26 protein-coding genes and 2 pseudogenes are annotated in these 25,739 nt (G+C 51.3%); 13 read left to right on the top strand and 15 right to left on the bottom strand.

Annotated features, from left to right (window positions below):
- Positions 1-27 precede the first annotated feature (27 nt).
- The 9 genes from IPI86_RS09180 to IPI86_RS09220 all read right to left on the bottom strand — a co-directional run bounded on the left by IPI86_RS09180 (position 28) and on the right by IPI86_RS09220 (position 7,489).
- Positions 28-930 carry an NAD(P)H-binding protein gene (locus IPI86_RS09180; RefSeq protein WP_345297705.1) on the bottom strand — a complete coding sequence of 301 codons (903 nt, stop codon included), beginning with the start codon at positions 928-930 and terminating at the stop codon, positions 28-30.
- 9 nt (positions 931-939) lie between these two features.
- On the bottom strand, positions 940-1,470 hold the full coding sequence (locus IPI86_RS09185; RefSeq protein WP_345297706.1) for a MarR family transcriptional regulator: 531 nt from the start codon (positions 1,468-1,470) through the stop codon (positions 940-942).
- Between the two features lie 115 nt (positions 1,471-1,585).
- Entirely contained in the window at positions 1,586-2,197 is a 612-nt protein-coding gene (locus IPI86_RS09190) for a hypothetical protein (RefSeq protein ID WP_345297707.1), read from the bottom strand.
- A gap of 145 nt (positions 2,198-2,342) precedes the next feature.
- Complete coding sequence (locus tag IPI86_RS09195; protein WP_345297708.1) at positions 2,343-3,212, bottom strand: FecR family protein; 870 nt, start codon at positions 3,210-3,212, stop codon at positions 2,343-2,345.
- Positions 3,213-3,255: 43 nt separating this feature from the next.
- Positions 3,256-4,446, bottom strand: coding sequence for an amidohydrolase (locus IPI86_RS09200; RefSeq protein ID WP_345297709.1), 1,191 nt, complete (start codon positions 4,444-4,446; stop codon positions 3,256-3,258).
- Between the two features lie 12 nt (positions 4,447-4,458).
- Positions 4,459-5,025 (bottom strand): MBL fold metallo-hydrolase, encoded by a 567-nt coding sequence (locus IPI86_RS09205; RefSeq protein WP_345297710.1) that lies wholly within the window; start codon positions 5,023-5,025, stop codon positions 4,459-4,461.
- Between the two features lie 62 nt (positions 5,026-5,087).
- Positions 5,088-5,816 (bottom strand): PIG-L deacetylase family protein, encoded by a 729-nt coding sequence (locus IPI86_RS09210; RefSeq protein ID WP_345297711.1) that lies wholly within the window; start codon positions 5,814-5,816, stop codon positions 5,088-5,090.
- Between the two features lie 54 nt (positions 5,817-5,870).
- The gene (gene ricT, locus IPI86_RS09215; protein WP_345297712.1) at positions 5,871-6,800 is read right to left on the bottom strand and encodes a regulatory iron-sulfur-containing complex subunit RicT; all 930 of its coding nucleotides are present in this window, start codon (positions 6,798-6,800) and stop codon (positions 5,871-5,873) included.
- 26 nt (positions 6,801-6,826) lie between these two features.
- The gene (locus IPI86_RS09220) at positions 6,827-7,489 is read right to left on the bottom strand and encodes a hypothetical protein (RefSeq protein ID WP_345297713.1); all 663 of its coding nucleotides are present in this window, start codon (positions 7,487-7,489) and stop codon (positions 6,827-6,829) included.
- Between the two features lie 282 nt (positions 7,490-7,771).
- Between IPI86_RS09220 and kdpF the strand changes: the two genes are divergently transcribed.
- The 6 genes and pseudogenes from kdpF to IPI86_RS09250 all read left to right on the top strand — a co-directional run bounded on the left by kdpF (position 7,772) and on the right by IPI86_RS09250 (position 15,875).
- Complete coding sequence (kdpF, locus tag IPI86_RS09225) at positions 7,772-7,864, top strand: K(+)-transporting ATPase subunit F (protein WP_345297714.1); 93 nt, start codon at positions 7,772-7,774, stop codon at positions 7,862-7,864.
- Positions 7,861-9,579, top strand: a complete 1,719-nt coding sequence (kdpA, locus tag IPI86_RS09230; protein ID WP_345297715.1) for a potassium-transporting ATPase subunit KdpA — start codon at positions 7,861-7,863, stop codon at positions 9,577-9,579. The genes kdpF and kdpA overlap by 4 nt, the downstream gene beginning before the upstream one ends.
- A gap of 143 nt (positions 9,580-9,722) precedes the next feature.
- Positions 9,723-11,784 (top strand): annotated as a pseudogene (gene kdpB, locus IPI86_RS09235) (potassium-transporting ATPase subunit KdpB).
- A 178-nt stretch (positions 11,785-11,962) separates the two neighbouring features.
- Positions 11,963-12,526, top strand: coding sequence for a potassium-transporting ATPase subunit KdpC (kdpC, locus tag IPI86_RS09240; protein ID WP_345297716.1), 564 nt, complete (start codon positions 11,963-11,965; stop codon positions 12,524-12,526).
- Positions 12,527-12,531: 5 nt separating this feature from the next.
- Positions 12,532-15,183, top strand: coding sequence for a sensor histidine kinase KdpD (locus IPI86_RS09245; RefSeq protein WP_345297717.1), 2,652 nt, complete (start codon positions 12,532-12,534; stop codon positions 15,181-15,183).
- Positions 15,184-15,191: 8 nt separating this feature from the next.
- A complete protein-coding gene (locus tag IPI86_RS09250) occupies positions 15,192-15,875 on the top strand; it encodes a response regulator (protein WP_345297718.1) in 684 nt (227 codons plus the stop codon).
- Between the two features lie 63 nt (positions 15,876-15,938).
- Here IPI86_RS09250 and IPI86_RS09255 read toward each other — a convergent pair whose 3' ends face one another.
- The 6 genes and pseudogenes from IPI86_RS09255 to iscX all read right to left on the bottom strand — a co-directional run bounded on the left by IPI86_RS09255 (position 15,939) and on the right by iscX (position 20,350).
- Positions 15,939-17,012 (bottom strand): Mrp/NBP35 family ATP-binding protein, encoded by a 1,074-nt coding sequence (locus IPI86_RS09255; RefSeq protein ID WP_345297719.1) that lies wholly within the window; start codon positions 17,010-17,012, stop codon positions 15,939-15,941.
- Between the two features lie 120 nt (positions 17,013-17,132).
- Entirely contained in the window at positions 17,133-17,747 is a 615-nt protein-coding gene (locus IPI86_RS09260; RefSeq protein ID WP_345297720.1) for a 4Fe-4S binding protein, read from the bottom strand.
- Between the two features lie 14 nt (positions 17,748-17,761).
- Positions 17,762-18,886 carry an NADH-quinone oxidoreductase subunit D gene (locus IPI86_RS09265; protein WP_345297884.1) on the bottom strand — a complete coding sequence of 375 codons (1,125 nt, stop codon included), beginning with the start codon at positions 18,884-18,886 and terminating at the stop codon, positions 17,762-17,764.
- A 192-nt stretch (positions 18,887-19,078) separates the two neighbouring features.
- A pseudogene (locus IPI86_RS09270) lies at positions 19,079-19,507 on the bottom strand (NADH-quinone oxidoreductase subunit C); the annotation flags it as partial.
- The gene (nuoB, locus tag IPI86_RS09275) at positions 19,507-20,151 is read right to left on the bottom strand and encodes an NADH-quinone oxidoreductase subunit NuoB (RefSeq protein ID WP_345297721.1); all 645 of its coding nucleotides are present in this window, start codon (positions 20,149-20,151) and stop codon (positions 19,507-19,509) included. The gene nuoB and the pseudogene IPI86_RS09270, both read right to left, overlap by 1 nt.
- The gene (gene iscX / locus IPI86_RS09280; RefSeq protein WP_345297722.1) at positions 20,141-20,350 is read right to left on the bottom strand and encodes a Fe-S cluster assembly protein IscX; all 210 of its coding nucleotides are present in this window, start codon (positions 20,348-20,350) and stop codon (positions 20,141-20,143) included. The genes nuoB and iscX overlap by 11 nt, the downstream gene beginning before the upstream one ends.
- A 113-nt stretch (positions 20,351-20,463) precedes the next feature.
- Between iscX and IPI86_RS09285 the strand changes: the two genes are divergently transcribed.
- From IPI86_RS09285 to IPI86_RS09315, 7 genes are all read left to right on the top strand, one after another.
- On the top strand, positions 20,464-21,123 hold the full coding sequence (locus tag IPI86_RS09285; protein WP_345297723.1) for an ArsR family transcriptional regulator: 660 nt from the start codon (positions 20,464-20,466) through the stop codon (positions 21,121-21,123).
- A gap of 21 nt (positions 21,124-21,144) precedes the next feature.
- The gene (locus IPI86_RS09290) at positions 21,145-21,699 is read left to right on the top strand and encodes an MOSC domain-containing protein (protein ID WP_345297724.1); all 555 of its coding nucleotides are present in this window, start codon (positions 21,145-21,147) and stop codon (positions 21,697-21,699) included.
- Between the two features lie 81 nt (positions 21,700-21,780).
- The gene (locus tag IPI86_RS09295; RefSeq protein WP_345297725.1) at positions 21,781-22,818 is read left to right on the top strand and encodes a zinc-binding dehydrogenase; all 1,038 of its coding nucleotides are present in this window, start codon (positions 21,781-21,783) and stop codon (positions 22,816-22,818) included.
- A gap of 39 nt (positions 22,819-22,857) precedes the next feature.
- Complete coding sequence (locus IPI86_RS09300; RefSeq protein WP_345297726.1) at positions 22,858-23,109, top strand: cytochrome b5 domain-containing protein; 252 nt, start codon at positions 22,858-22,860, stop codon at positions 23,107-23,109.
- 50 nt (positions 23,110-23,159) lie between these two features.
- On the top strand, positions 23,160-24,881 hold the full coding sequence (locus IPI86_RS09305) for an alpha-glucosidase (RefSeq protein WP_345297727.1): 1,722 nt from the start codon (positions 23,160-23,162) through the stop codon (positions 24,879-24,881).
- A complete protein-coding gene (locus IPI86_RS09310; protein ID WP_345297728.1) occupies positions 24,874-25,089 on the top strand; it encodes a hypothetical protein in 216 nt (71 codons plus the stop codon). The genes IPI86_RS09305 and IPI86_RS09310 overlap by 8 nt, the downstream gene beginning before the upstream one ends.
- Positions 25,076-25,723 (top strand): DUF402 domain-containing protein, encoded by a 648-nt coding sequence (locus tag IPI86_RS09315; protein ID WP_345297729.1) that lies wholly within the window; start codon positions 25,076-25,078, stop codon positions 25,721-25,723. Before IPI86_RS09310 ends, IPI86_RS09315 begins: the two co-directional genes overlap by 14 nt.
- Positions 25,724-25,739: the final 16 nt, after the last annotated feature.

Raw genomic sequence — 25,739 nt, forward strand, 5'->3', positions numbered from 1 at the left:
CCGCTCGTTAGTGAGCGGAGATTTTTGTTAGAAATGCCTTGCCAATTCGGACGCGTATTGCCTGCCCACGCCAGCACGATGCTCCAAAAGCCAATCTTTCAAACTGGTCTTACAACGCGGAGTCTCTCTGGAAATGAGCAGGTTCGCCATTAATCCATCCACCTCTTCCGGCGTCAGCATCACATCGTTGACAAACAGGCTCATGAATTGCGCCGCAAACAAAGCCAAGCGGGGGTGGAATGATACAAGCGGTCTTTTCACACCAACCGATCGTCCGATCAACTCCACCATTTCCTTGAAAGTGAATTCCTCGGGGCCAACTGCATCCCAAACATAATTATCCTTGGAATACACAGCTTCCACAGCTAGTTTTGCAAGGTCATCCACATAGACTGGGGAAAGTTTATATGAACCATCCCCGGGCAGGCCAAATAAGGGAAGCCTTCTCAAAAGCCAGGCGATGTTATTAATGAGGATATCCTCCTTGCCGAATAAAACCGTGGGGCGAAGGATCGCGTAACTCATCCCAGATTCGACCACCGCTTTTTCATTGGCAGCCTTCCCCCAAAAATACGGAAGATGCGACTCAGCAGATGGATTCGTGATACTGATATGCACGATACGCTTCACGCCTGCTTTTGCGGCAGCATCCACCAGAATCTTTGTGTTTTCAACAGCGCGGGGCTGTGTGTTATTGCCTTTGTCAAAGCGAACCCAGTAGGTATTGACAAGCACATCCATTCCGCGCAGATTCTGGACCAATTCCTCCTTGTTGCCAAAATCCAAAGGGAATGCTTTTACTTTTCCGCCAAACGGGTCGGGGCGGTTCGGGTGATTGGTCAGGGTAAACACTTCTTCACCGCGTTCAAGAAGACGTTTGGTAATATATTTACCTGAATAACTAAAGGCACCTGTTACTGCGATTTTCATTTTAGCTCCTTACTTTAAAATAGATAGTATATTTTTGACGTTTGACAATCCCAGGCTCTCCAGCCTGACCACAGCCCGCGTCAGGCTGTCAATCGCATTGAAAAACTCCTGCAAAGCCTGAACACGTTTGTAGATGAAGTCGATCTCATCCTTATCGCCACTGACCTCTCCAGCTTCGAGTTTGGCAAGCGTATCCCCCACAGAGCGGATGGCGCTATCAAACTCACTGTTTTGCCTTTCGCGCAGGATCGAGCGGATGGATTTGTAAAAATCATCCTCCGCCATGTAATAATCCTTGCGGTCGGCCAGTTTTGATGAACGATGCACCAATCCCATGCGTGCCAGTGTGCGGACCTCGGTACTGACCGCCCCCTTCGTCAGCCCGGTCGCTTGAACGATCTCATCCAGCGAAAGCGGATTGGGGGAAAGATACAGCACGGCGAAGATCGCCCCCATGCCTTTTGGGAAACCCCAAAAACGGCTGATCTGGCTAAGTCCTTCTGTGAAATCCTGTTTGAGTTGGGAAATTTTTGTAGGCATGCCTATCCTTTACTACGTTTAGTAATTACTAAACGTAGTATACGTTACACCTGCCAGACTGTCAAGAACAAAAAAGCCGCCAATTGGCGGCTTCGAGCGGTACAGATTTTCAAATTTAGGGAGTTTCGATAAATAACTGGAGAAACTCCTCCCCTGTCTTCCCCTGCCCATCATCCAAATATTTTTGAATAGGCACACGTACAACCAAATGCTCCGTTTCGCTTTTATCAAACCAAAATTCCACAAACCCATAATTCCCCTGCAGTTCATCGCGAGGAATCTCCATGACCATCGCCATGACTTGCGCCATCCAATTTCCAAACAATTCATCATCTGCCAAATTAACTACAGTGAGGTGGACATAAATATCCGTTTCCATCACACCGAACGTGGAATGACCATCCGCATAAATACAATCCTCCCCAAACAAACTTGCATTTGCGCGCGAGTTGGGATCCATGGCGCGAACCGCTTCGTCGATCTTCTTTGTCAATTCGGGCGCATCATGATATGCCCATGTAAAAGCACAGCCTTCATAGGCGGGTGTGAAAGTGACTGTTTCAGTAGCAGTAACTGTATCGATGGTCTCCACAACGAATGTGACAGTTTCACTTGGGGGTAGGTCACTCGCGGCTGGCTGTTTAGCGACATTATTTTGCAAAGCAAAGACGCCTGCAGTGGCAGCTACAACAAGTGTGGCAGCGATCCAATTGCGTATTTTTTTCATAAGGCTTTCGTCCCTTGCCATTGAGCAATACTATCGTAGTATAGAAATTGGTGGGTGCTGTCTCGGCGGCGAAACTGCCGCTTGAACACGCACCCACCAAAAGGTCGAAAAGAATCGCGATGATCGGTCTGGTTATATACCCAAATTAGTTTGGATAACCGCCGTTGTCATTACCGCCGTCATCGTCATCGTCGTCATCATTGTTATTGTTGTCGTTACCGTTATCGTTTCCGTTGTTATCATTCTCGTTTTCGGAGTCTGGATAATCGGATGGGTCGGGAACTTCATCCAGAAAATCTGGCAACTCGGGAATTTCATCCAACCATTCCTGAATTTCAGAGCTATCGATCAAAAGGGGCTCAATGGGCGGGAAGTTGCCTTCAATATAAGTGTACTCACCTTCGACCAATTCAACTTCATTGCCATTTCCGTCTTTGAGGGAACAATGACCTTCAAGGCAGGAGGCTTTTAGCTTTTTGGTTTCGGGGTCATACTCCACGCGCATGAGGCTGCCGCGCACCGAAGCAACACCCGACGGAGTTTCCACTTCGAGTGATCCGCCATTCAAAAGAATGTAGACCTTCCCGAACAGCAACTCGATGACAGTTTTGGGCTGGCCATTCTCTTCCACAAGCTGAGGAACCGTAAAGGAAGAATTCGGGCCTACGCGCACGATCGTGCCTTCAGGAAGTAAATCCAGCCTGGCGCGGCCTTCTGCACCGGTTTCCACACCACCTGTGGGAAGAATATTCGTACCCACCATGGCCGGCGCAAAGTCATTGGTGGAAAGCATGCGAGCCATAACTTCATTCTGAACATCAGAGATGGTTGCTTCACGCTCTGGGGCAGTGGTTGCAGTTGGAATCGGCTCAACCTCGGCAGGGATATCGACTGCGGGGCCAACTTGAGAGGCTGGTTCTTCCGTGGCAACGGGAGCTTCAACCGGTGATACGGCAGGCGCACATGCCCCCAAGAGTAATGTCAAAAGTACAAGAATAACTGTCAGCTTTTTCATAAGATTTACCTTTCTCCTATATCTACCTTAATCGCATTATATACTATTTCAAAATATCAGCCGCGGCGGCGGCCATGAGGGCTGAACCGTTGATCAGCGCCTGTTCATCGAAATCAAATTTGGGGTGATGATGGCCGTAATCAAGCTGTTTTTCCTGATTATTCGAACCGATGAAGAAATAACATCCATCAACCTTTGCCTGCATATAGGCCATGTCTTCGGCGCCCATCGTGAGATAAGGTGAGTTGTCATGATTCAGGCTCGGGAGCAGGTTTCGCGCGGTTTCCTGTACTCTGGCTGTGACCAGCTCGGCGTTGATCAGTGCCGGGGTAAGCTGCTTCACCATCATCTCCACCTGACACCCCATCGCAGAAGCTACGCCTTTCACCACTTCATCAAAACGCTGCAAGACCTTCGTCCGTACCTGCGGGTTAAAGGTGCGGATCGTTCCCTGCATCGTCACCTCCTTTGGAATAACATTGAAAGCCGTGCCGCCATTGATCACCGTAAAACTGATGACCGCCGTCTCCAGCGGACCGACATTGCGCGAAACAATAGATTGCGAAGCAGAGACAATCTGCGCTGCACAAACCACCGGATCGACCGCCAGATCAGGGATCGCCCCGTGGCCGCCCTTGCCAATGACCTTGATCTTGAATTCCTCAGCCCCCGCCATCACCGGACCTTTGGCAACATTCACCCAGCCGAGCGGTTTTTCATTCCACAAGTGCAAAGAGAGGGTCATATCCACTTTGGGGCCATCCAGCACGCCATCGCGCATCATCATTTCCGCGCCACCAACCTCCTCCCCATTGTTGCCTTCTTCAGAGGGTTGAAAACAGAACTTGACCGTGCCCGCCAGTTCATTCTTGTGTTGATTTAATATCTTCGCCACAGTCAGGCCGATGGCGGTATGACCATCATGTCCGCAGGCATGCATCACCCCAGCATTTTGTGAGGCGTATTCCGCGCCCGTTTCTTCGTGGATCGGCAGGGCATCCATATCGAAACGCAGGAGCAGGGTGGGGCCGGGCTTTGCACCTTCAAGCAGACCGACCACGCCAGTCTTGCCAACGCCTTTTGTCACTTCAAGGCCGAGCGCTTCCAATTCCTTTGCCACAATTCCACTGGTGCGAATTTCCCTAAACCCCAATTCGGGGTGAACGTGAAAATCGCGGCGCAAAGATTGAGTATAAGGAAATAACGATCTGGCCTCACTAAAAAAATCGGTCATAAGTTCTCCTGGTTATTTTCCGTGTCCCGGAAATATGGTTTTTATAGGATGCTTGCGAATTTTATCCCAGCTTGCCCTTGAAACGGTATCACTCTCTGGTAATACGAAAATCGGAGGCAAATCACCCGTAAATGCAAAACCATCATCAAGGATAAGTGACACACTGTCATCGCTGTGGCCTGGTGTGTGGATGATCTCCCCGGACAGCCCCAACCTGGCGAGGAAATTTCGGCTCTCTTCGACCTTCAGCCTGATACTGTCATTCGTTGTGATTGGGAGGTAGGGATGGCTTTTGGTTTTGAAGAATTCCGTCATCTGGAGAATGAAATCAACCTGCACGTCCAGCAGAATATGTTTGACACCGAGCTTCTTCAGCTCCTGAGTCATCCCTGCATGGTCTGGGTGGAAGTGTGTGACAAGAAGATATTGAATCTCCTGAATCGATATCCCCTTTCGTTTCAGTTCCGCCGAAAATTGCGGCAGCGTCCCCGGCCAGCCGCAATCCACCAGCAATTTCCCGCCTCGGATGTCAATTGCATAGTAATTGGTCGACAGATAGCCGACGTTAATGATGTTCATGCCACATTCATATCATGCAAGCCTAATAAGCGGTGAGGTTAGGCACTTCTACAATGATATTGTTATCCGTACTTCACAACCCTGAATTTCTCTTCATATCGCGGATTTTCTTCCGTGCTGTCTTCGGTACGGCGGGTTTTGAAGCGCTCGATCAAGGCGTTGGGGTCTTGCACCTGGGTTTTGTGCTCGAGGATGGCCTGCATTTTGATATCCCAAGTGTCGGTGACATCAATGGCGGTATTGGGCTGGTTGGTAAGCGAGCACCAGACTTCCTTGGGCATATGCGGTTCGAAACCTTGCGCAAGCAAATCAGGGAAATAGGCGATATTGCCGGCAGCAGGGAAAACCGCATCCAAAACGACCTGTCCGCAGGCGCGGTGATCGGGGTGATTGATGCCGTAGGTGGCGAACAGAGTTTGCGGATCACAGGTGACGAGGATATCGGGCTTGTGCCTGCGAATTTCGCGTACGATGTCACGGCGCAGATTCAAGTCTGGGATGAGGTACCCGTCCGGGAGGTCCATGAAATGAACCGAGCCTGCGCCGATGATCTTTGCCGCGTTGTTTTGTTCCCCGTGTCGCAGTCCACATAATTTTTCAGGAGTCATCTCAGGGTGCGTGGCAGGGTTAAATCCCTTGTCGCCGCAAGTCAAAAGAATATAAGTGACCTTGTGCCCATCGCGCGCCCAACGGGCCAAGGTGGCCCCGCAAAAAAATTCGGGGTCATCAGGGTGGGCGAGAATCACAAGAACGTTTTGGGGGGATATCCAGTTTTCAGGTTGTAGGGTCATGGGGATTTGAATTACAGAGCACGAATCGTAGTGGGTGATTCGTGCTCTGTAAAATTAGTTTTTGTTATTGTTGCGGGGAGCTTTTCCACAAGTACAGCCGCCGCCCTCGTGACGGTCACAGGGTGCCTGGGATTTTCGGCGCAAGGCTTCAAGTTCATCCCAAGGTTCAATCTCTTCGCGAGTAAAGGTCATTTGCTGGGGGCGATCCACGCCGCTTTCGATGAGCACAATCACTTTATCACTCATTGGAATGACATCAATGACTTTGCCTTCACCCTTGGGTGTGACTACACGCTTATTGCGTTTCGGCAGGGTCTTGCGGGCTTCCACGTACTGCTCATATTCGTAGATGAGGCAGCAACGCAAACGTCCGCACATGCCGGTGATTTCATTGGGCGTGAGGGAAATCCCCTGCTCTTTCGCCATTTTGATGGAAATGGGCGAGAAATCGGTGAGGAATTTCGAACAGCAGCGGGTTTCGATTCCGCAGGCACCCATGCCGCCCAAAAATTTCGCTACATCACGCGGGCCGATCTGCCGCATTTCGATCTGGGTGTTGGGATAGATCTGCTGCATATCCTTCTTGAGGGATTTCAGATCCACCTTCTCTTCGCTCTCCGTGCTGAAGAGAAACGTCAGTCGCGAGCCGTCATAGTTGTATTCCGCTGTGACGATCTTAACATCCCGCAGATGCAACTCGGAGGCGCGTGCCCGGCAATTGATCATGGCTTCCGTCTGCTTGGACTGCCAGGATTGCTGGAGCAACAGGTCGCGCGGGGTGGCGCGGCGTTCCACGGGCTTCCAGCCGCCATCGGGCTGGGCAGGGGTCTCCGCCAGCACCTGAACAACCTCGCCGAGGTGTTTTCCGCGTGTGGTATCGACAATCACATGCTCGCCCTGTTTGACGTCGGGGAGAGCGGAAGAGTCAAAATGGTAGATTTTGCCAATTTTGGTAAATCGGACACCGATAATGTTAGTTTGCATGGGGCAATTATACCGTAGGGAAGGGTCTACAAAAGCTTCTTTTCGAGATATTCCAGGATCTTGCCAGAACCTTCTGAAATATCCACAGCCGTCACATTCAGGGAAAGTGTGATCTCGTCTGCAAGGCGGCCTGTGCCGCGCATGATGAAAACGGGGCGTTTTTCCAGCATACTATATTGAACATCGTGCTGCGAAATATTGCCGCCATTGACAAGGATTGTGATGGATTTTTCATTTCCAGCTATAACGGTCGCAATTTTCGAAATCCACGCAGATTCATCGCCCCAATCATCCCCGGGGATCAAAATGAAATGAGTGTGGTTGGCATCCAAAATGGATTTTGGCTCCTCCCTCATTAATAGCGCATCGAATACAACTCCGACAAGAGGAAACGAGAAATTGTTCCGTTTTCTTTGCTTTCCAATTTCAGCCATAATGCCGGCCTGCGTGCCACCATCGACCACGATTGCATCTATTTTGTCAGCAAGGCGGGCCACAATGCGAACGGCTTTCTGCATGGAAAATTGATCCAGAAAACCAATGCCACTAGCGCCTCCCACCAAAACAATCACTTTTTTCGGAAATGAAATTCCCAAACCCTCTAATGCAGGCTTGATTTCGTGATTGTCCGAGATATTCGCCGCCCCCACAGTTATCCCACGTTTCAACAGGATTTGTCTGATGAGCATAGTTATCTCCTTTAAAACCGCTATAACAGATTCGTTTTTATCAGCTTAATATCTATCTGGCTGCTTCAAAGACATAGTTTCCATATCATAACTGAATTTCTTGACGCTTTCTTTATGTATTTTTCCCCCTTCTTGCCCCCGAATTGATGAACAACTGCATACACTAAAGTCGAAATGGAGGCACATTATGAATGATCTACTTTTTATCGGCTTGACCATCCTCTTCTTCGCCCTCACGCTGGGACTTGTCAAAGTCTGCGAGCGGCTGATGGAGAATAAGTCATGAATATTTTATATCTCGTCACTGGCCTGATCACATTGGGTCTGTTTGTCTATCTCGTGCTGGCTCTTGTAAAACCGGAGTGGTTTGGATGAACATTTACAGCTTGATTCAAATCGTTTTATTTATGGTGGTTCTGCTGGCATTGGCAAAACCGCTTGGCTCGTATATGGCAAAAGTCTATCAAGGAGAACGCACCTTTCTTGACCGTGTGCTGGGTCCCGTTGAAAGATTCATTTATCGCATCTCAGGCATTGACCCCAAAGAAGAAATGGACTGGAAAGTTTATGCCATCGCCATGTTGACATTCAACGTGCTCGGCTTGTTCTTTGTCTATGCTCTGCAAAGGCTGCAAGGCGTTCTGCCGCTCAACCCGCAGGGACTTGGAGCCGTGTCGGCTGATTCTTCGTGGAATACGGCGGTCAGTTTTGCGTCCAACACCAACTGGCAGGGATACGGCGGCGAGGTGACGATGAGTTATCTCACGCAAATGCTTGGCTTGAGCGTGCAGAATTTCGTCTCTGCGGCGGCGGGGATGGCTGTATTGGTGGCGTTCATTCGAGGAATTGTTAGGCACACCACAAAATCAATCGGCAATTTCTGGGTGGACTTGACTCGTTCCACTTTGTATATCTTATTGCCCTTGTCCATCGTTCTTGCATTGGCACTCGTCTCGCAGGGAGTGGTGCAAACTTTCAGTGAATATAAGACTGTCAATGGCTTGCAAGCTTCGGCAGAACAAAACCTTCCGCTTGGGCCTGCCGCTTCGCAAATTGCGATCAAACAACTTGGCACCAACGGCGGCGGATTCTTCAACGTCAATTCGGCTCATCCTTTTGAGAACCCGACACCGTTCTCAAATTTTCTTGAAATGCTCGCCATTTTGATCATCCCTGCCGCGCTGTGCTACACCTTCGGCAAAATGGTCGGGGACACGCGCCAGGGTTGGACTTTATTGATCGTCATGACCATCATCTTTGTTGCATTGCTCAGTGTGGCAGTCTGGTCAGAGCAAGGCGGCAACCCTGCGTTCGCCGCAATGGGCATTGACCAAACTCAAACGAACATCAACCCAGGCGGCAACATGGAAGGCAAGGAAGTCCGCTTTGGGATCGTGAACTCCGCGCTTTGGGCAACTGCCACAACCGCCGCCTCGAATGGTTCGGTCAACTCCATGCATGATTCATACATGCCGCTCGGCGGACTTGTCACCATGTGGCTCATGCAATTGGGTGAGATTATTTATGGTGGCGTTGGCTCAGGCTTGTATGGCATGTTGGCTTTTGTCATCATCGCAGTTTTCGTCTCTGGCTTGATGGTCGGGCGCACACCTGAATATTTAGGCAAGAAGATCGAAGCCTACGAAATGAAGATGGCTTCCATCATGATCCTGATCCCCGTCTTCGTGGTGTTGACTGGCACCGCCATTGCGCTCATGAGCGAAGCAGGCAGGGCAACCATTTACAACCCGTCCACGCATGGGTTCAGCGAAGTGCTGTATGCATTCTCATCCGCTGGAAATAATAACGGCTCGGCTTTTGCGGGTCTTGGGGCAAACACGCCTTTCTACAACACGATCTTAGGCTTTGCTATGCTGATCGCACGGTACTGGCTGGCAGTTCCTTCGCTGGCAATTGCGGGGTCACTGGCAAGCAAGAAGAAAGTCCCAGCAGGTGCAGGGACACTTCCCACGCATACGCCATTATTTATCGCATGGCTGATCGGCGTGATCGTGATCGTTGGCGCGCTGAGTTTTCTGCCTGCCTTGGCGCTTGGGCCTATTGTGGAACATTTGATGGTTTTTAAATAAAAGGATTAACCACAGGAGACAAAGGGTCACAAAGGAAAAACCAAAAAGCATTTCCCTTCGTGTACCTTTGTGACCCTTTGTGGTTGAAAAAGAGAATTACTATGACAATTCAAACTAAAAAACAAACCTCACATCGCCGTGAAATGTATCAGCGTGCTGTTGTGGAATCTTTTATCAAACTCAATCCACGCTTGATGGTACGCAACCCCGTCATGTTCGTCGTGGAAGTTGGCAGTGTATTGACCACCGTCTTGTGGATTCAAGCCTTGTTCGGTCAGGGCGAAGCGCCCACTGGATTCATCGGGACAATCGCATTGTGGCTATGGTTCACTGTCCTATTTGCGAACTTCTCCGAAGCGATAGCCGAAGGACGCGGCAAGGCGCAAGCTGAGTCGCTCCGCAAGGCTAGGCAGGATACGCCCGCAAAGAAAATAAGCGGCACGGCAACAGATTTGCAAGGCGCAATTTCAAAAGCATGTGATCGTTTCATCCACAACTCTTCGCAAAGATGATCTGTATCTCGTTGAGGCAGGCGACATTCTCCCCGCGGATGGCGAGATCGAAGCGGGAATTGCGTCAGTGGATGAAAGTGCCGTTACGGGCGAATCAGCTCCCGTTGTGCGTGAGGCGGGCGGTGATCGTTCCGCTGTCACAGGCGGCACGCGACTCCTTTCAGACTGGCTCATCATCCGCGTGAGTGCTGACCCTGGGCAGGGATTCCTCGACCGCATGATCAGCATGGTCGAAGGCGCGAAGAGACAGAAGACGCCGAATGAGATCGCGCTCAATATTTTGCTGGCTGGTTTTACGATCATCTTTTTGATCGTGTGCGCCACGCTGCTGCCGTATTCAATTTACAGCGTGGACGCAACGGGTCAGGGCACGCCCATCACCATCACGGTTTTGATCGCGCTGCTCGTGTGCCTCATCCCCACCACCATCGGCGGCTTGCTTTCTGCAATTGGCATCGCGGGCATGGATCGCATGATCCAGCGCAATGTCATCGCCATGTCGGGGCGCGCGGTGGAAGCGGCTGGCGATGTGGATGTGCTGCTGCTCGACAAGACGGGCACGATCACGCTCGGCAATCGTCAGGCTGTGGAGTTTATTCCTGTCAACGGTGTCAATGCAAAAGATCTGGCAGAAGCCGCGCAACTTGCTTCCCTTGCCGATGAAACTCCCGAAGGTCGTTCGATCGTTGTGCTTGCAAAAGAAAAATTTGGTCTGCGCGGACAAACGATGGGCGCCAGCGAGAAGGCTCCGCATGGAATGCAGTTTGTTCCTTTCACCGCGCAAACCCGCATGAGCGGCGTGGACTATAACGGAACGTCGATTCGCAAAGGCGCGTCGGATACGATGACCGCGCTGATTCAATCCACTGGAAATGTAGTCGCCTCTGATCTTAAGCTGACAGTTGATTCAATTGCCCGAACAGGCGGCACGCCTTTGGTGGTCACACGCAACGCTCAGGCATTGGGCGTGATCCATTTGAAGGACATCGTCAAAGGCGGCATGAAGGAACGCTTTGCGCAACTGCGCAAGATGGGAATCAAGACCGTGATGATCACGGGTGACAATCCGCTGACTGCCGCAGCCATCGCCGCCGAAGCAGGCGTGGACGATTTCCTCGCGCAAGCCACTCCTGAAAACAAACTCAAACTCATCCGCGAATATCAAACGGGCGGACGCTTGGTCGCGATGACAGGTGACGGCACGAACGACGCGCCCGCACTTGCGCAAGCCGATGTAGCCGTTGCCATGAACACAGGCACACAGCCCGCGCGCGAAGCCGCCAACATGGTAGACCTCGACAGCAACCCGACCAAGTTAATTGAGATCGTGGAAATTGGAAAGCAGCTTCTCATGACTCGCGGCGCATTGACCACGTTCAGCCTTGCCAACGATGTCAGTAAATATTTCGCGATCATCCCTGCGGCATTTGCGAGCACCTATCCAATTTTGAACACGCTCAACATCATGCAGCTTGCCACTCCGCAAAGCGCAATTTTATCGGCGGTGATCTTCAACGCGCTCATCATCATTGCGTTGATCCCGCTGGCATTGCGCGGTGTGCCTTATCGCGCCGTCGGCGCGGCGCAACTCCTACGTGACAATCTCTTGATCTACGGTCTCGGCGGTTTGCTTGTGCCGTTCATCGGAATTAAATTGATCGACATGCTTCTGGTCGCACTTGGACTTTCCTAGGAGTCGGAATGAATCTAAAAATCAACTCACTGAAATGGGCAGGCGTATTTTCAACCGCCATTTTGAATGCCGCAGTATTCCTGCCAAGAACATTTCATGTCTCATCTCAAATCCATCCGTGGCTTTTTGTCTTCAATATCTTTTGGCTTATTGCCATCTGTTCAGGAATATTTAGCTCATGAAAAATCAACTTCGCCCCGCTCTTACAATTTTTGCTTTGCTCACCATTATTACAGGTGTGATCTATCCTCTTTTGGTGACTGGAGTTTCACAAGTGCTATTTCCCAGCCAATCCAACGGAAGCATTATCACCATCAACGGGAAAGCTGCTGGCTCCGAACTCATCGGTCAGCAATTTGATGATCCCAAATATTTCTGGGGACGCGTCTCCGCAGTTGGCTACAACGCTGACCTATCATCTGGCTCGAATTATGGGCCGATGAATCCTGCATTGCTGGAAGCAGTTCAGGCACGCATTGACGCGCTCCAAGCCGCTGACCCTGACAACACGCTTCCGATTCCCGTTGACCTGGTGACTGCCTCTGCCAGCGGACTCGACCCGCACATCAGCGTCGCCGCAGCGTTGTACCAAGTCCATCGTGTGGCATCAGCTCGCGGGTTGAGTGAAGCGGATGTTCAGTCGCTTGTGGAGCAAAATACCGAAGGTCGTCAATTTGGGATATTTGGCGAACCGCGAGTCAATGTCCTGTTGTTGAATCTGGCTTTGGATGGGATAAAATAAATTTGATGGAACATCGACCTGACCCCGATGAGCTTCTAAAAAATATTCAGTCCGAGGAACCGAACCGAGGAAAACTAAAAATCTTCCTCGGTTATGCGGCGGGCGTGGGCAAAACTTACGCCATGCTCGAAGCCGCGCATCAACGCAAAATTCAAGGCATTGATGTTGTGGTCGGTTATGTGGAAACTCACAAACGCGCCGAGACCGAGGAACTGGTGGAAGGGTTGGATGTGCTGCCGCGCAAACAGGTGGAATATCGCGGCGTGGCTTTGCCCGAAATGGATGTGGACGAAGTCATCAAGCGCCACCCCGCAATCGTTTTGGTGGATGAATTCGCGCACACGAATGCGCCTGGCTCGCGTCATCCCAAACGATATATGGATGTGGAAGAAATTCTTGACGCGGGCATTGATGTGTACACCACGCTTAACATTCAACACCTCGAAAGCCTGAATGATGTCGTTGCCCAAGTGACGGGTGTCATCGTGCGCGAGACCGTCCCTGACCGTGTGCTGGATGAAGCCTCTGAGATCGAAGTCATTGACCTGCCGCCTGATGAGTTAATGACGCGTTTGAAAGAGGGCAAAGTTTATATCCCCGAACAGGCTTCACGCGCCATTGATAAATTTTTCCGCAAAGGGAATCTCACCGCGCTGCGTGAAATGTCTCTGCGCCGTGCCGCCGAACGCGTGGACGATCAAATGCGCTCGTACATGCAGACGCGCGCCATCTCTGGGCCGTGGGCGGCGGGAGAGCGGCTTGTGGTTTGCATCAGTCCCAGTCCGCTGGCTGAAAAATTGATCCGCACCACGCGCAGGCTGGCAGATGAACTCAACGCAGAATGGTATGCCGTTTACGTGGAGATCGCATCGAAACCCGAAACAAAACCAGCCAACCGCGAGCGCATCGGGCGGACTTTGCAACTGGCAGAAGAATTAGGCGCAAAGAGTCTCACGATCGCGGGCCGCTCCATTCAGGAAGCCGTGTTGGATTTTGCGCACAAAAACAATATTACAAAAGTTGTCGTGGGCAAACCGCTCAAGCCGCGCTGGCAGGAATTATGGAACGGCTCGATCGTTGACCAGCTCATTTACGCCAGCGGCGATATTGACGTGTATGTCATCAGTGCGCGTTCAGAATCAAGCAAATCCATTTTGCCGCGAGAGTGGCAGCTGCATCGTCCATTTGGACGCTATCTATTGGGGCTCCTGCTGGTCACAATTTCAACTTCAATCGGCCTGTTCATTCGCGGAAATCTTGAACCAGCAAATCTTGTCATGTTGTATCTGGCATCCACTGTGATCTCGGCAATTTATCTTGGGCGAGGCCCATCCCTTCTCACCGCAGTTGCGGGTGTGCTGGCCTTCGACTATTTTCTTGTCCCGCCATATTTAACTTTTGCCGTCAGTGATACTCAATACTTTATTACCTTCATTGCGTTGTTGGTGATAAGCCTTGTGGTCAGTTCACTGACCGCTCGTGTTCGCGAACAGGCGGAAGCAGCCATTCAACGCGAAAAACAAACTGCGGCGCTTTACGATCTCAGCAAAGACCTGACCTCCGCCGCTGATCTCCTGCAAGTTGCGAACATCATCATTTCGCAGATCGGCCATGCCTTCGGGCGTGATGTCGCCATCTTCCTGCCAGATAATCAGCAGCTGCAAATTTTCGCAAGCTCTCCCAATTATCAACCTGACGAGAACGAACTGGCGGTAGCCGCCTGGGCTTATCAACACGATCAACCTGCTGGCCGCGGAACGGATACCCTGCCCGCCGCATCCTTGCGCTGTCACCCGCTGAAAACTTCCAACGGCATTGTCGGCGTGCTCGGGGTTCATTCCAAAGACCAAACAAATTTTCTTTCATCAGAGCAAAGACTTACCCTCGCGGCGTTTGCAAATCAATCCGCGCTGGCAATCGAACGCACCAGACTTTCCGAGCAGGCGAGTCAAGCTGAACTTTTGCGTGCCACCGAATCCCTGCAAACTGCATTGCTTAATTCCATTTCACACGATCTTCGCACGCCGCTGGTTTCCATCACAGGCGCATTGAGTTCGTTGGATGAAGATAACGGCCTGCTCAACGAGTCCGCGCGACGAGCTTTGATCGAAAATGCGCGCGGCGAAGCAGACCGACTCAACCGTCTTGTGGGCAATCTGCTCAACATGACCCGCATCGAAAGCGGCGCCATCAAACTGCGGCTTGAGTCCGAAGATATTCAGGATGTGATCGGCACTGCATTGGAACAACTTGGTTCACGCGTTGCGAATCGAAAAATTCAAGTGAATGTCCCTGTGGGCTTCCCGCTCGTTCCCATGGATTTCACTCTCATCGCTCAGGTTCTCGTCAATGTTTTGGAAAACGCCGTCAAATACTCGCCCGCGGATTCGACGATCGAAGTCTCTGCTGAATTGCTGGATGAAACCATCCGCCTCAAAATCGCGGACCGTGGAGCTGGGATCCCGTCCGAAGACCTGACTCGCATCTTTGACAAATTCTACCGAGTCCAACGCCCTGAGAATGTCAGCGGCACAGGGCTGGGACTATCCATCAGCAAGGGAATTGTTGAAGTACATCATGGTACTATTTACGCCAGCGCCCGCGAAGGCGGCGGGACGATCATCACGATCGAATTACCTTTGAATAACACGGGATAAAAAGAGACATGGAAACAGGTCAGCGGGTTTTGGTTGTGGACGATGAAACATCCATCAGGCGCTATTTGCGCGCCGCATTAACCGCGCAGGGACTCACCGTCTACGAAGCCGCCGATGGACAGGAAGCCTTGAACGCAGTCCTCGCCCACCGCCCCGACCTGATCATCCTCGACCTCGGCCTGCCCGATATTGACGGCATCGAAGTCACACGCCGCCTGCGTGAATGGTCGCAGACACCGATCATCATCCTCTCCGTCCGCGAAGCTGAACAGGACAAGATCGCCGCCCTTGACGCAGGCGCAGATGATTACCTCACCAAGCCTTTTGGCACTGGCGAACTCATGGCGCGTATGCGCGTGGTCATGCGCAGACAGATCAACAGCGCAAATGAACCCATCTTTACAACAGGTGGATTAACACTGGATTTCTCTCATCGCCTCGTCACAGTGAATGAAAAAGAAATCCAATTGACCCCTACTGAATATGATATTTTACGTCTGCTGGTTACTCATGCAGGGAAAGTACTAACTCACCGACAACTTCTTCGCCAAATCTGGGGAGAAGGCTATGATGACATGCACATCCTGCGCGTCAACATCAGCAACCTGCGCGGCAAACTTGAACCTGACCCGGCAAGACCAACTTATATCCACACCGAGGCGGGAGTGGGATATCGGTTAAAGGTCTTATGATCCACGAATCAAAAAGGCCAGACTTATCATTTGACAAGTCTGGCCTTTTATTATTATTTCTGCTTATTCCACGATATTGATAGGCAGTGCGTTGTTTGCGCTCATTGCCGCCACACTGGCCTTGGCCGCGATTTTCTGGGCAATATCCTGAATGGATTTCGCCACAGCCGACTCGGGGAAGGAAGAGACGATTGGTTTGCCAGTATCACCGCCAATGCGGACGTTCTGATCTATCGGTATCTTGCCGAGGAAAGTGGTATTGGTTGCTCGGGCAAGTTCTTCGCCGCCACCTGTGCCGAATAAGTCCATGCGGGTACCATCGGGCAGGTCGAGATAAGACATATTCTCAACCACGCCAAGAATCGGAACTTCCAACTGTTTGAACATGTTCAAACCACGGCTGGCATCTTCCAAAGAAACGAGTTGCGGCAAAGTCACAACCACCGCTCCGCTCAACGGCAAAGCCTGTGCTAAAGACAGCGCGGCATCACCTGTGCCAGGGGGAAGGTCAATGATCAGATAATCAAGCTCACCCCACTCCACATCGCCGAGGAATTGACGAATGGCAGAGTTGAGCATCGGTCCGCGCCAGATAAGCGGCTGACCAGGTTTGACGAGCAAACCCATTGAGATCATTTTGATGCCATAAGCCTCAGCAGGGATCAGCTTCTGTCCATTAGGAGGCGGGAGTTTTTCCACACCAAGCATTGTAGGAGTGTTGGGGCCATAGATATCGGCATCCATCAACCCGACGCGTGCACCGCTCTGCGCCAGCGCCACCGCAATATTCACCGAAACCGTGGATTTGCCCACACCGCCTTTGCCAGACCCAATGGCAATGGCATTACGGATGGGCATGGAAACCAAACCGCGCATGCGGCCATCGTTCGGAACATCCGAATCCATTTTGAGGTCGATGGTTTTGACACCATCCACGGTCATCACAGCTTCGCGCACTTCCTTTTCAATTCGTCCGCGCAAAGGGCATGCGGGTGTGGTCAGCATAACAGTAAACGAGACCTTGTCACCTGCGATCTCCAGATTGCGGATCATATTCAAGGTGACCAGGTCCTGATGTAACTCTGGTTCCTGCACCTTGCTTAATGCGGCTAGAACAGATTCTTTTGTGGGTGTCATGTAGTTTTACCTATTAAATTTTTTACCACAACACTTGCGCCATGCGCCAATGCGGTGAGGGTCATAAAGGGCCACAAAGGTTTTCCTTCGTGACCCTTCATTCCTTTGTGGTTAATGATTCTATGCAGCCGCAGCTTCAGCCTTGGCAGCCTTGGCTGCTTCCTTGGCTTTGCGGGCTTCCTCTTCGCGGGTGTAATTCTCAGGGCGGATCTCCGCGTAGTACTTGGCGGGTTTCAGCAATTTATCGAGGTTGTACACATTGCGGTCGTAGGATGCAATATCGAAATCGTGATCCATCTTGATCGCATCAAAGGGACAATACTCGGCGCAAAAACCGCAGTTCATGCAGATATCCATGTCGACGTAGAAATTCGTCGGAACAGGAACAGGCCTGCCCGTGGAAGGATCGTTCGTTCGCACAATCCAGATACACTGAGGCGGACACACCTTCGAACAAATTCCGCACGAGGTACAGCGGATTTCCTTCTTTCCATCCGCGCCTTCATCGTATACCAGGAAAGGCACGTAGCGGAATTCCTCGGGCACGATCAATTGCTCTTCAGGATACTGCACCGTAAAGATGCCTTTCGTATCCTTGCTCGAACGATGACGAATGCCTTCTTCCGTGTTGTAGCGTTTCTTACCGCGCAGCATCCACGAGATATCTTCAGTATATGTATCCCAGAATCGCTTCCAGGTGACGCTTAGTCCTTTAAGAATACCTTTTCCATACATAGTTCATTCTCCTGTTAGCGATCGAGTTCGCCCATGACGATATCAAGCATGGCCAGCAGCGCAACGAAGTCAGCGATCTTTGAGCCGATGCACATGCTCTCCACAGCAGTGAGGTTGACGAAGGAAGCAGGGCGCACATGATAGCGATAGGGATTCGGCTTGCCATTCGAAACGACATAGAAAGCCAGCTCGCCTTTCGGCGACTCAATGCGACCATACGCTTCACCTGCCGGAACCCGAACCTGATACTGCGGCTTCTGTGAGTTGATCGGCCCCTGGGGAATTTGCTTGAGAGCCTGCTCCAGAATTCGCAACGACTGTCGAATTTCATCGAAACGGATCAGATAGTTATCCATCATGTCGCCGTTCTGACGCACAGCCACATCGAAATCGAAGCGGTCGTAAATGGAATAAGGATCGGCGCGGCGCAGGTCATAAGGCACGCCAGTTGCGCGAAGCACGGGGCCTGTCACCGAGTATTTGATCGCGTCTTCCGCATTCAACACATGGATGCCTTTGAGGCGCGCCACCAAAATCTCATTCTCGTTGAGGAAGCGTTCCATTTCATCGGTCTTGGCAGGCAGACGTTCGAGGACCAAATCCTTGATCTTCTGCATCACATAATCGGGAATATCGCGCACCACGCCGCCAAAGCGGAAGTAATTGCACATCATGCGTGCGCCCGAAACTGCCTCGAAGATATCGAGTACCAGTTCACGCTCTTCAAAAGCGTAGAGCGAAGGGGTGTACATCGTGCCGAGATCGTTCATCAACATACCAATGAAGATCAAGTGGTTTTGAATACGGCTCAACTCCGCCATGATCACACGGATGTATTCCGCACGTTCAGCGACCTGGATCTTCATCAACTTTTCAACTGTGGTGACATAACCAAAGTTATTGCTCATCGAGTTGAAATAATCGAGGCGGTCGGTGTACGGAATGACCTGCAGATAGGTGTTGCGCTCGCCAATCTTGTCGTGGTTGCGATGCAAATAACCCATCACAGGCTTGAGGCCAATGATGGTTTCACCATCAAGGGTGACAGCCACACGCAACACGCCATGCGTGGAAGGATGATGCGGACCCATATTGACCACGATGTGGTCGGTATTAAGGCTGCCTTCTTCATTCTTCATGGTGTGGCGTTCAAGAGAGGCATAAAGGCCATCCTCATTGACGACTTCAAATTTCTCGGGGTCAAAGTCTGCGGGGAATTTCAAATTGTCGCGGAACGGATTCTTGTTTTCAGCGAAAGTGTGCTGTCCATCAGGCCAGCGGCTCTTGAAGGGTTTGGCTTCCTCCTCAAAGAAAGGCTCTTTCCAATCCTTGCGCAACGGGTGGCCTTCGTAGCCTTCCCACATCAAAATGCGACGCAGATCGGGGTGACCGGTGAATTTGATTCCCAGTAAATCCCAGGCTTCGCGCTCCTGAAAATCAACGCCCGGCCAGATGTTGATGAGTGACGGAACTTCAACAGGGTCTACACGTTCCACTTGAACCCTGAAAATCAAACCAGGTCCACCTGTGGTCTTGTAGGCGTGATAGACCACTTCCATTTTATTTTCGGCGAGGTAGTCCACACCGGTGACAGCAGTAAGCAGGTCAAAACCAAATTCATCGCGGATGGCGGTTGCCACTTCCACGAGATTCTCTTTGTTTACGATAAAGCCGGTGTAGCCGGGGCGTGCATCCGCGGTGACCATGCCCGGGAAACGGGCAACCAAATCCACAGTTTGAGTTTGGACAGGGGTGGCCATTATGCACTCTCCTGTGTTACTTTGGCGACAGCGGCGGCCTGCTTGATATCTGCATTGCGGCGGACATCGATCAAGTCAGGGCCAAGGATCGGCATGGGCACATAATTACCATCCTTCTTTTCCTTGTTGTACCAACGCACGGTCTTGATCGATTGTCTGTCAATTTTTTCCTGCAACTTGATCAAGCCAGCGATCAACGCCTGCGGAGTGGGAGGACAACCCGGAATGTACACATCAACGGGCAGGAATTTATCAATACCAGCCACCACGTTATATCCTTCCTTGAAGGGTCCCCCGCTCGATGCGCATGCGCCCATCGCAACAACATATTTCGGTTCAGGCATTTGATTGTAGAGGCGGATGATGGAAGGCAGCATTTTCTTGGTCACGGTGCCGGAGACCAGCATCATATCGGCCTGACGCGGGGTCGGGCGCATGACTTCCATGCCGAAGCGCGCCATATCGTAACGCGCGGTTTGTGCGGCGATCATTTCGATCGCACAGCATGCCAGGCCAAACATCAACGGCCACACAGAAGAACGACGGCCCCAGTTATACAAACGATCGAGCGTCGTTACTGCTACAACATTTTCAAGGTCTTCAGGAATGTTGTAGTTCGGTAAACTTAGTTTTTCATTTTCCATGAATGTTCTCCTCGAACCAGTCTTGGTAGATTGCATAAAGGATGTCGTCGTTCACGAGCGCGAGGTCATCCTCAAATTCACTTAGTTGAATGGTCCATTGGTAAATTTGTTGAAGCGAAACATCTTCAATATTTACCTCAGGATGTTGACGGCGCAGCTCCAAAGCAATGGCGTAGGTGGATTCCCAATTCAAAGTCATTCGGTACTTTCCGTCACAAGCGCGAATTATAGCAGGTGAAATGAATTAGTCAACTGAATTATGCAAAAATATATTTGCAAAAACAAAGAAGTGAGTATAATCACACCAATTGGATGACAACGATGGGAATGGGTGCGACGCACTTCGGATCACCCCTAACCAACACTGATTTAGCCTCGAAAGGCATTTTCTCCCCGATGATCACCGCCCGCCACAAAGTCCTCGCCCATTTGAAGAAGAGCCGCGCCGCCTCAGCTCGGGAAATTGCGCGCGCCTTGAAAATGTCTGCGCCGAATGTGCGGCACCACCTTTCTGTGTTGTGCTCAGATGGACGGGTGGAGTCGACGGAGGTCAACAACCGCGAAGGGCGCGGACGACCCGAGAAGCTCTATTCCCTTTCGCAGGCGGCGTTGGGCGATAATTTGTCGGCGCTGACGGAAGCCCTTTTGACAGAATCAAGCCCACGGTTAAATGTCGAAGCGCTGGCGGGTCATATTTTGAATTCGAGTCAGTTTGCAAATCTTCCCATCACAAAAAGGCTCGTGCTTTTAATCGAAAAGATAAATGAGATGCATTATCAGGCGCGTTGGGAAGCCAGCGCGGAAGGGCCGCGAGTCATTTTGGGGAGATGTCCTTACGCGAAGGTCATCGCAGGCCACCCCGAGTTGTGTAAAATGGATGCGGCGATGCTGAAGAACGCGCTGGGAAATCAAGTGGAGCAAACGGCGAAAATGGAAAACCTGCACGGCGTTTGCATTTTTGCGATGCGATAATTTTAAAAAGGAGAATTCATTATGACCGTAAAACACCTGACGAAAGAAGAACTTGAAGCTGGCCTCAAAGACATCATGCAGTCACCCAAAGATAATGGCGTAATCGAAATGATCGTCTGCAGGCCCGAAGTGGATGAAAGGGACGTGCTCGAAATCGCTTTACTCGATCTTGACGAAGGTCTTGTTGGCGATAGCTGGAAAGCCCGCGGCAGCACTGCCACACCCGATGGTTCAGCCCACCCCGATGCGCAGATCAACATTATGAATTCGCGCGCGATCGCGCTGCTGGCACAGGAAAAAGAGCGCTGGTCACTTGCTGGCGATCAATTTTTTATTGACCTTGATCTGGGCGTTGAAAATCTCCCTGCGGGCACAAGGCTTGCCATTGGCAGCGCCATCCTCGAAGTGACCGCCAAGCCGCACACAGGCTGTGACAAATTCGCCGCACGCTACGGACGCGAAGCCGCGCTTTTCGTCAACTCGACTGAAGGAAAGAAACTTCACCTGCGCGGGATCAATGCCAAAGTGATTCAAGCAGGCACGGTGCGCGTTGGCGATGAAGTAAAAAAGATCTAAAACGCAGAGCGCGGACCTCACCGCGTTTTGCAAATTAGTGTACGGGCCGAAGTCCACATTCCTGAATTACAAGGAGTCTCCATGAAAGCCGTCCGCTTTATCGGTGCAAATCAACCTCTGCAAATGCAGGAAATCCCCATTCCCGAGATCGGCGAGCGGGATATCCTTGTGCGGGTCAAAGCTGCGGGCATCTGTCATTCAGATGCGCATTATCGCGCGGGCATTTCACCCGTCAAACCCATTCCGCTTACATTGGGGCATGAAGTGGCTGGCGTGGTTGAAAAGGTCGGCACACAGGTCACAAATTTGAAAATCGGCGAGCGCGTCTGCCTGCATTACAACATTTCCTGCGGCGATTGTTATCACTGCTCCACAGGCAACGACCAATTCTGTGAAAAGGTTTTGATGCTCGGTCACTACACCAACGGGGGCTATGCCGAATATATCAGCGTGCCTGCGCGCAACGCCATCCGCCTGCCCGATGAAATTCCCTTCGAACAGGGCGCCACGCTTATGTGTGCTTCAGCAACCGCCTTCCATGCGCTGCGCAAGAGCAGACTCAAAGCTGGAGAAACAGTAGCAATTTTCGGTGCAGGCGGACTCGGCCAGTCGGCCATTCAACTTGCAAAAGCATTCGGCGCGGTCGAAGTCTATGCCGTGGATATCAACGACGACAAATTAAATCTCGCCGCGCAACACGGTGCGATTCCAGTAAATGGAAGCAAAGTCCACGCGGTTGAAGAAATCAAAAGACTTACCCACGGCAAAGGCGTGGATGTAGCCATCGAAATGATCGGCCTGCCGCTGACGATGAAACAAGCCTTGCAATGTGCGGGTGTGATGGCACGCGTGGTCATCGTAGGACTTTCGAACAAGCCGCTCGAAATTCAAACCTACACCGAACTGCTCGGCAATGAAGTTGAACTGATCGGCTCCAACGACCATCTTTTGCAGGAACTTCCCTTGCTTGTAGATCTGGCGCGCCGAAACATATTGAACACTTCGCAAATCGTCACCCGCACCGTGCCGCTGGATGCAGATGCAATCAACACGACTCTCGACTCGCTGGAAAAATTCAGCGGCGACGTACGGACAGTCATCGTCCCCGCTTCAGACTAACCTTGGGTTGATTCTGTTTCGAAAGATATAATCTCCTCTATGAACATCCCCGACCGAATCATCCCCCTTTTGGAACTACGCCGTAACACCGGCGAACGCTACTCGCGCATGTGGATCGCGCACAACGGAATCGTGTACGATGTCACTGACTGCCCCAAATGGCGCACGGGCATGCATGAATTTCTGCATTTCCCAGGCCAGGACCTTAGCGGCGAACTCACCGATGCCCCGCATGAAGAAGAAGTATTCAAACATGACTGTGTAAAAATAGTTGGCAGGTTGGAGAGTTAGCAAGTTTAAAGGCTACAATTCCTCAACCTTCAAACCATAAGGAATAAAACATGTCTGCACTCAAATGGTGGCAAACTGCTGTTTTTTATCAAATCTATCCGCGCTCGTTTGCAGATGGCAACGGCGACGGCATCGGCGATTTCAAAGGCGCAACCGAAAAGCTGGATTATCTCGCCTCCCTCGGCGTGGACGCGGTCTGGCTTTCTCCGCACTTCCCCTCCCCCAATTGGGATTGCGGCTATGATATTTCCGATTACTGCGATGTCGCGCCTGAATACGGAACACTCGACGATTTCAAAACCTTCCTGAATGAAGCGCACAAGCGATATATCCGCGTGGTTTTGGATCTTGTGCTGAATCACACCTCCGATGAACATGCCTGGTTCATCGAATCAAAATCAAGCCGCGACAATCCCAAAGCCGATTGGTACGTTTGGGTAGACACACCGCCCAATAACTGGCAATCCTGTTTCGATGGCGAAGCTTGGACATATGCCCCCGAGCGCAACCAATATTATTATCACTACTTCATGAAGCAGCAGCCAGACCTGAACTGGCACAACCCCGAAGTGAAAAAAGCCATGTGGGATGCCGCCCGCTTCTGGCTCGATATGGGCGTGGACGGTTTCCGCCTTGACGCCATCGGCACGATTTTCGAAGACCCGCAACTTACCCCGCACACCGTCCCGATGAACCTCGCAGAACTGCGCCGCTTCTCCGAGCTTGCCAAAACGCCGAAGGAAATCAAGCTCAAGGACAAGTATTGGTTCGAGATGTTCAAGCATCAATACGGCAAACCCGGTGTGCACGACCTGATGAAGGAACTACGAGCCATTCTGGATGAGTACGAAGGCGACCGCATGCTCGTTGGCGAAGATGACGACATTGCCTACATGGGCAACGGCAAGGATGAACTACATCTCATTTTCAACTTCCCGCTCATGCGCACAGAGCGGATCACACCCGCGCACATCCGCAAGAATCAGAAGGAAAGACTCGGCGCGCTGGAAAACCTCCCCGCCGAAAAAGGCTGGCCTTGCAACACGCTCGGCAACCATGATTGCTCCCGAATCCACACCCGCTATGGCGATAAGATCCACGACGCAGAATTGGCGCGCTTGAATGCAGCCCTTGTTCTAACCCTCAAAGGAACGGCCTTCCTCTACAACGGCGAAGAGATCGGCATGACCGACCATATGCTTTCTGATATTTCGCACGTCAAAGATACGATGGGTTCCTGGTATTACCATACCATCGTCACCGAAATGGGCGTTCACCCTGAAGAAGCCATGCTCCGCACAGCGGAAATGACCCGCGACAAAAACCGCACACCCATGCAATGGTCAAACAATCCGAATGCAGGCTTCTCTCCATCGGGCGTGAACACCTGGCTGCCCGTCAACCCGAATTACAAGGATGGAATCAACGTTCATGATCAGGAGAAAAATCCAAGTTCGTTGTTGCAGTATTACAAGCATCTGCTTCGCGTACGGAAGAACTCTTCTGCATTGAAATATGGAGAATATCTACCGCTCCTAAATACCTCGAAGGAATATTTTTCCTTCCTGCGCCAATCCGATAATCAGACGATACTTGTCGTCTTGAATTATTCTGAAAAGGTGCTTGAACTTGATTTTTCACGTACCAAAGAAATCAAAGACTCGAAACTGCGCATCCTCTTCACCAGTGCAGAAAGACGCGGCGGATCGTTTGCGCCTAACTTCAAGGTCGGCGCTTTCGAGGTATTCATCGCGGAAGTTGAGCGTGAATAGCGAAAAGGCAGAAGTCGCCAGAAAATTCGTGGTGCTCTGCGGAAGAGTTTTCCGCGATGCAGACCCAAAGTATTTCCCATCCGCTCAATATCGCGGACGGACGCTCCGCTTTTGCACAGAGTCCTGCCTCGGCGCGTTTTTAGCCGACCCTGATATTTTCTACAAAGTCCATCGCAACTCGGAAAAGAACAAAGATGCCAAACCCTAATTTGTGGAACGAGGGCGATATCGTCCTTCTGCGCGGCGTATACAACGACAAGGCAGCCTATGTGCAATCGGCACGCGTGGTGAAAGACACTCCCGAAGAAACCGCCCTGCTCGTTTGGCCCGGGACAGAGTGCATGGTCCCCAACGGATATCTCCACCACGCCCACGACAGGTCAATGTGGGATCGCTGGGCGGAAACAACAACGAATACACTGAAACTGGAAAAATTCATCTGGCACACCAACCGCTTTTTGATTCTGCTTGAACCTGAAAAATATTACGCCACGATCTACATCTGGAAAGCAGCGACCGATGAGTTTATGGGCTACTACATCAATTTTCAATTACCCTATCGCCGCTCGCGCCTCGGGTTTGACACCCTCGACCTTGATCTGGATATTGTCATCGAACCCAATTTTGAATGGACTTGGAAAGACATGGACGAATATCAACAGGGAATCCAATCGGGCGGAATACGATCGGACTGGGTCAACGAGATCGAACACGCCAAACAGGAAGTATTCACCCGCCTTGAAAAACGCGGATATCCTTATAATTCAGACTGGCTGAACTGGCGCCCCAACCCGAACTGGACCGCGCCCTGCCTACCCGAAAACTGGGATGTGACCTATTAACGGTATACGGAGTTTG

Source organism: Candidatus Villigracilis affinis (assembly GCF_016705895.1).
Classification (GTDB): domain Bacteria; phylum Chloroflexota; class Anaerolineae; order Anaerolineales; family Villigracilaceae; genus Villigracilis; species Villigracilis affinis.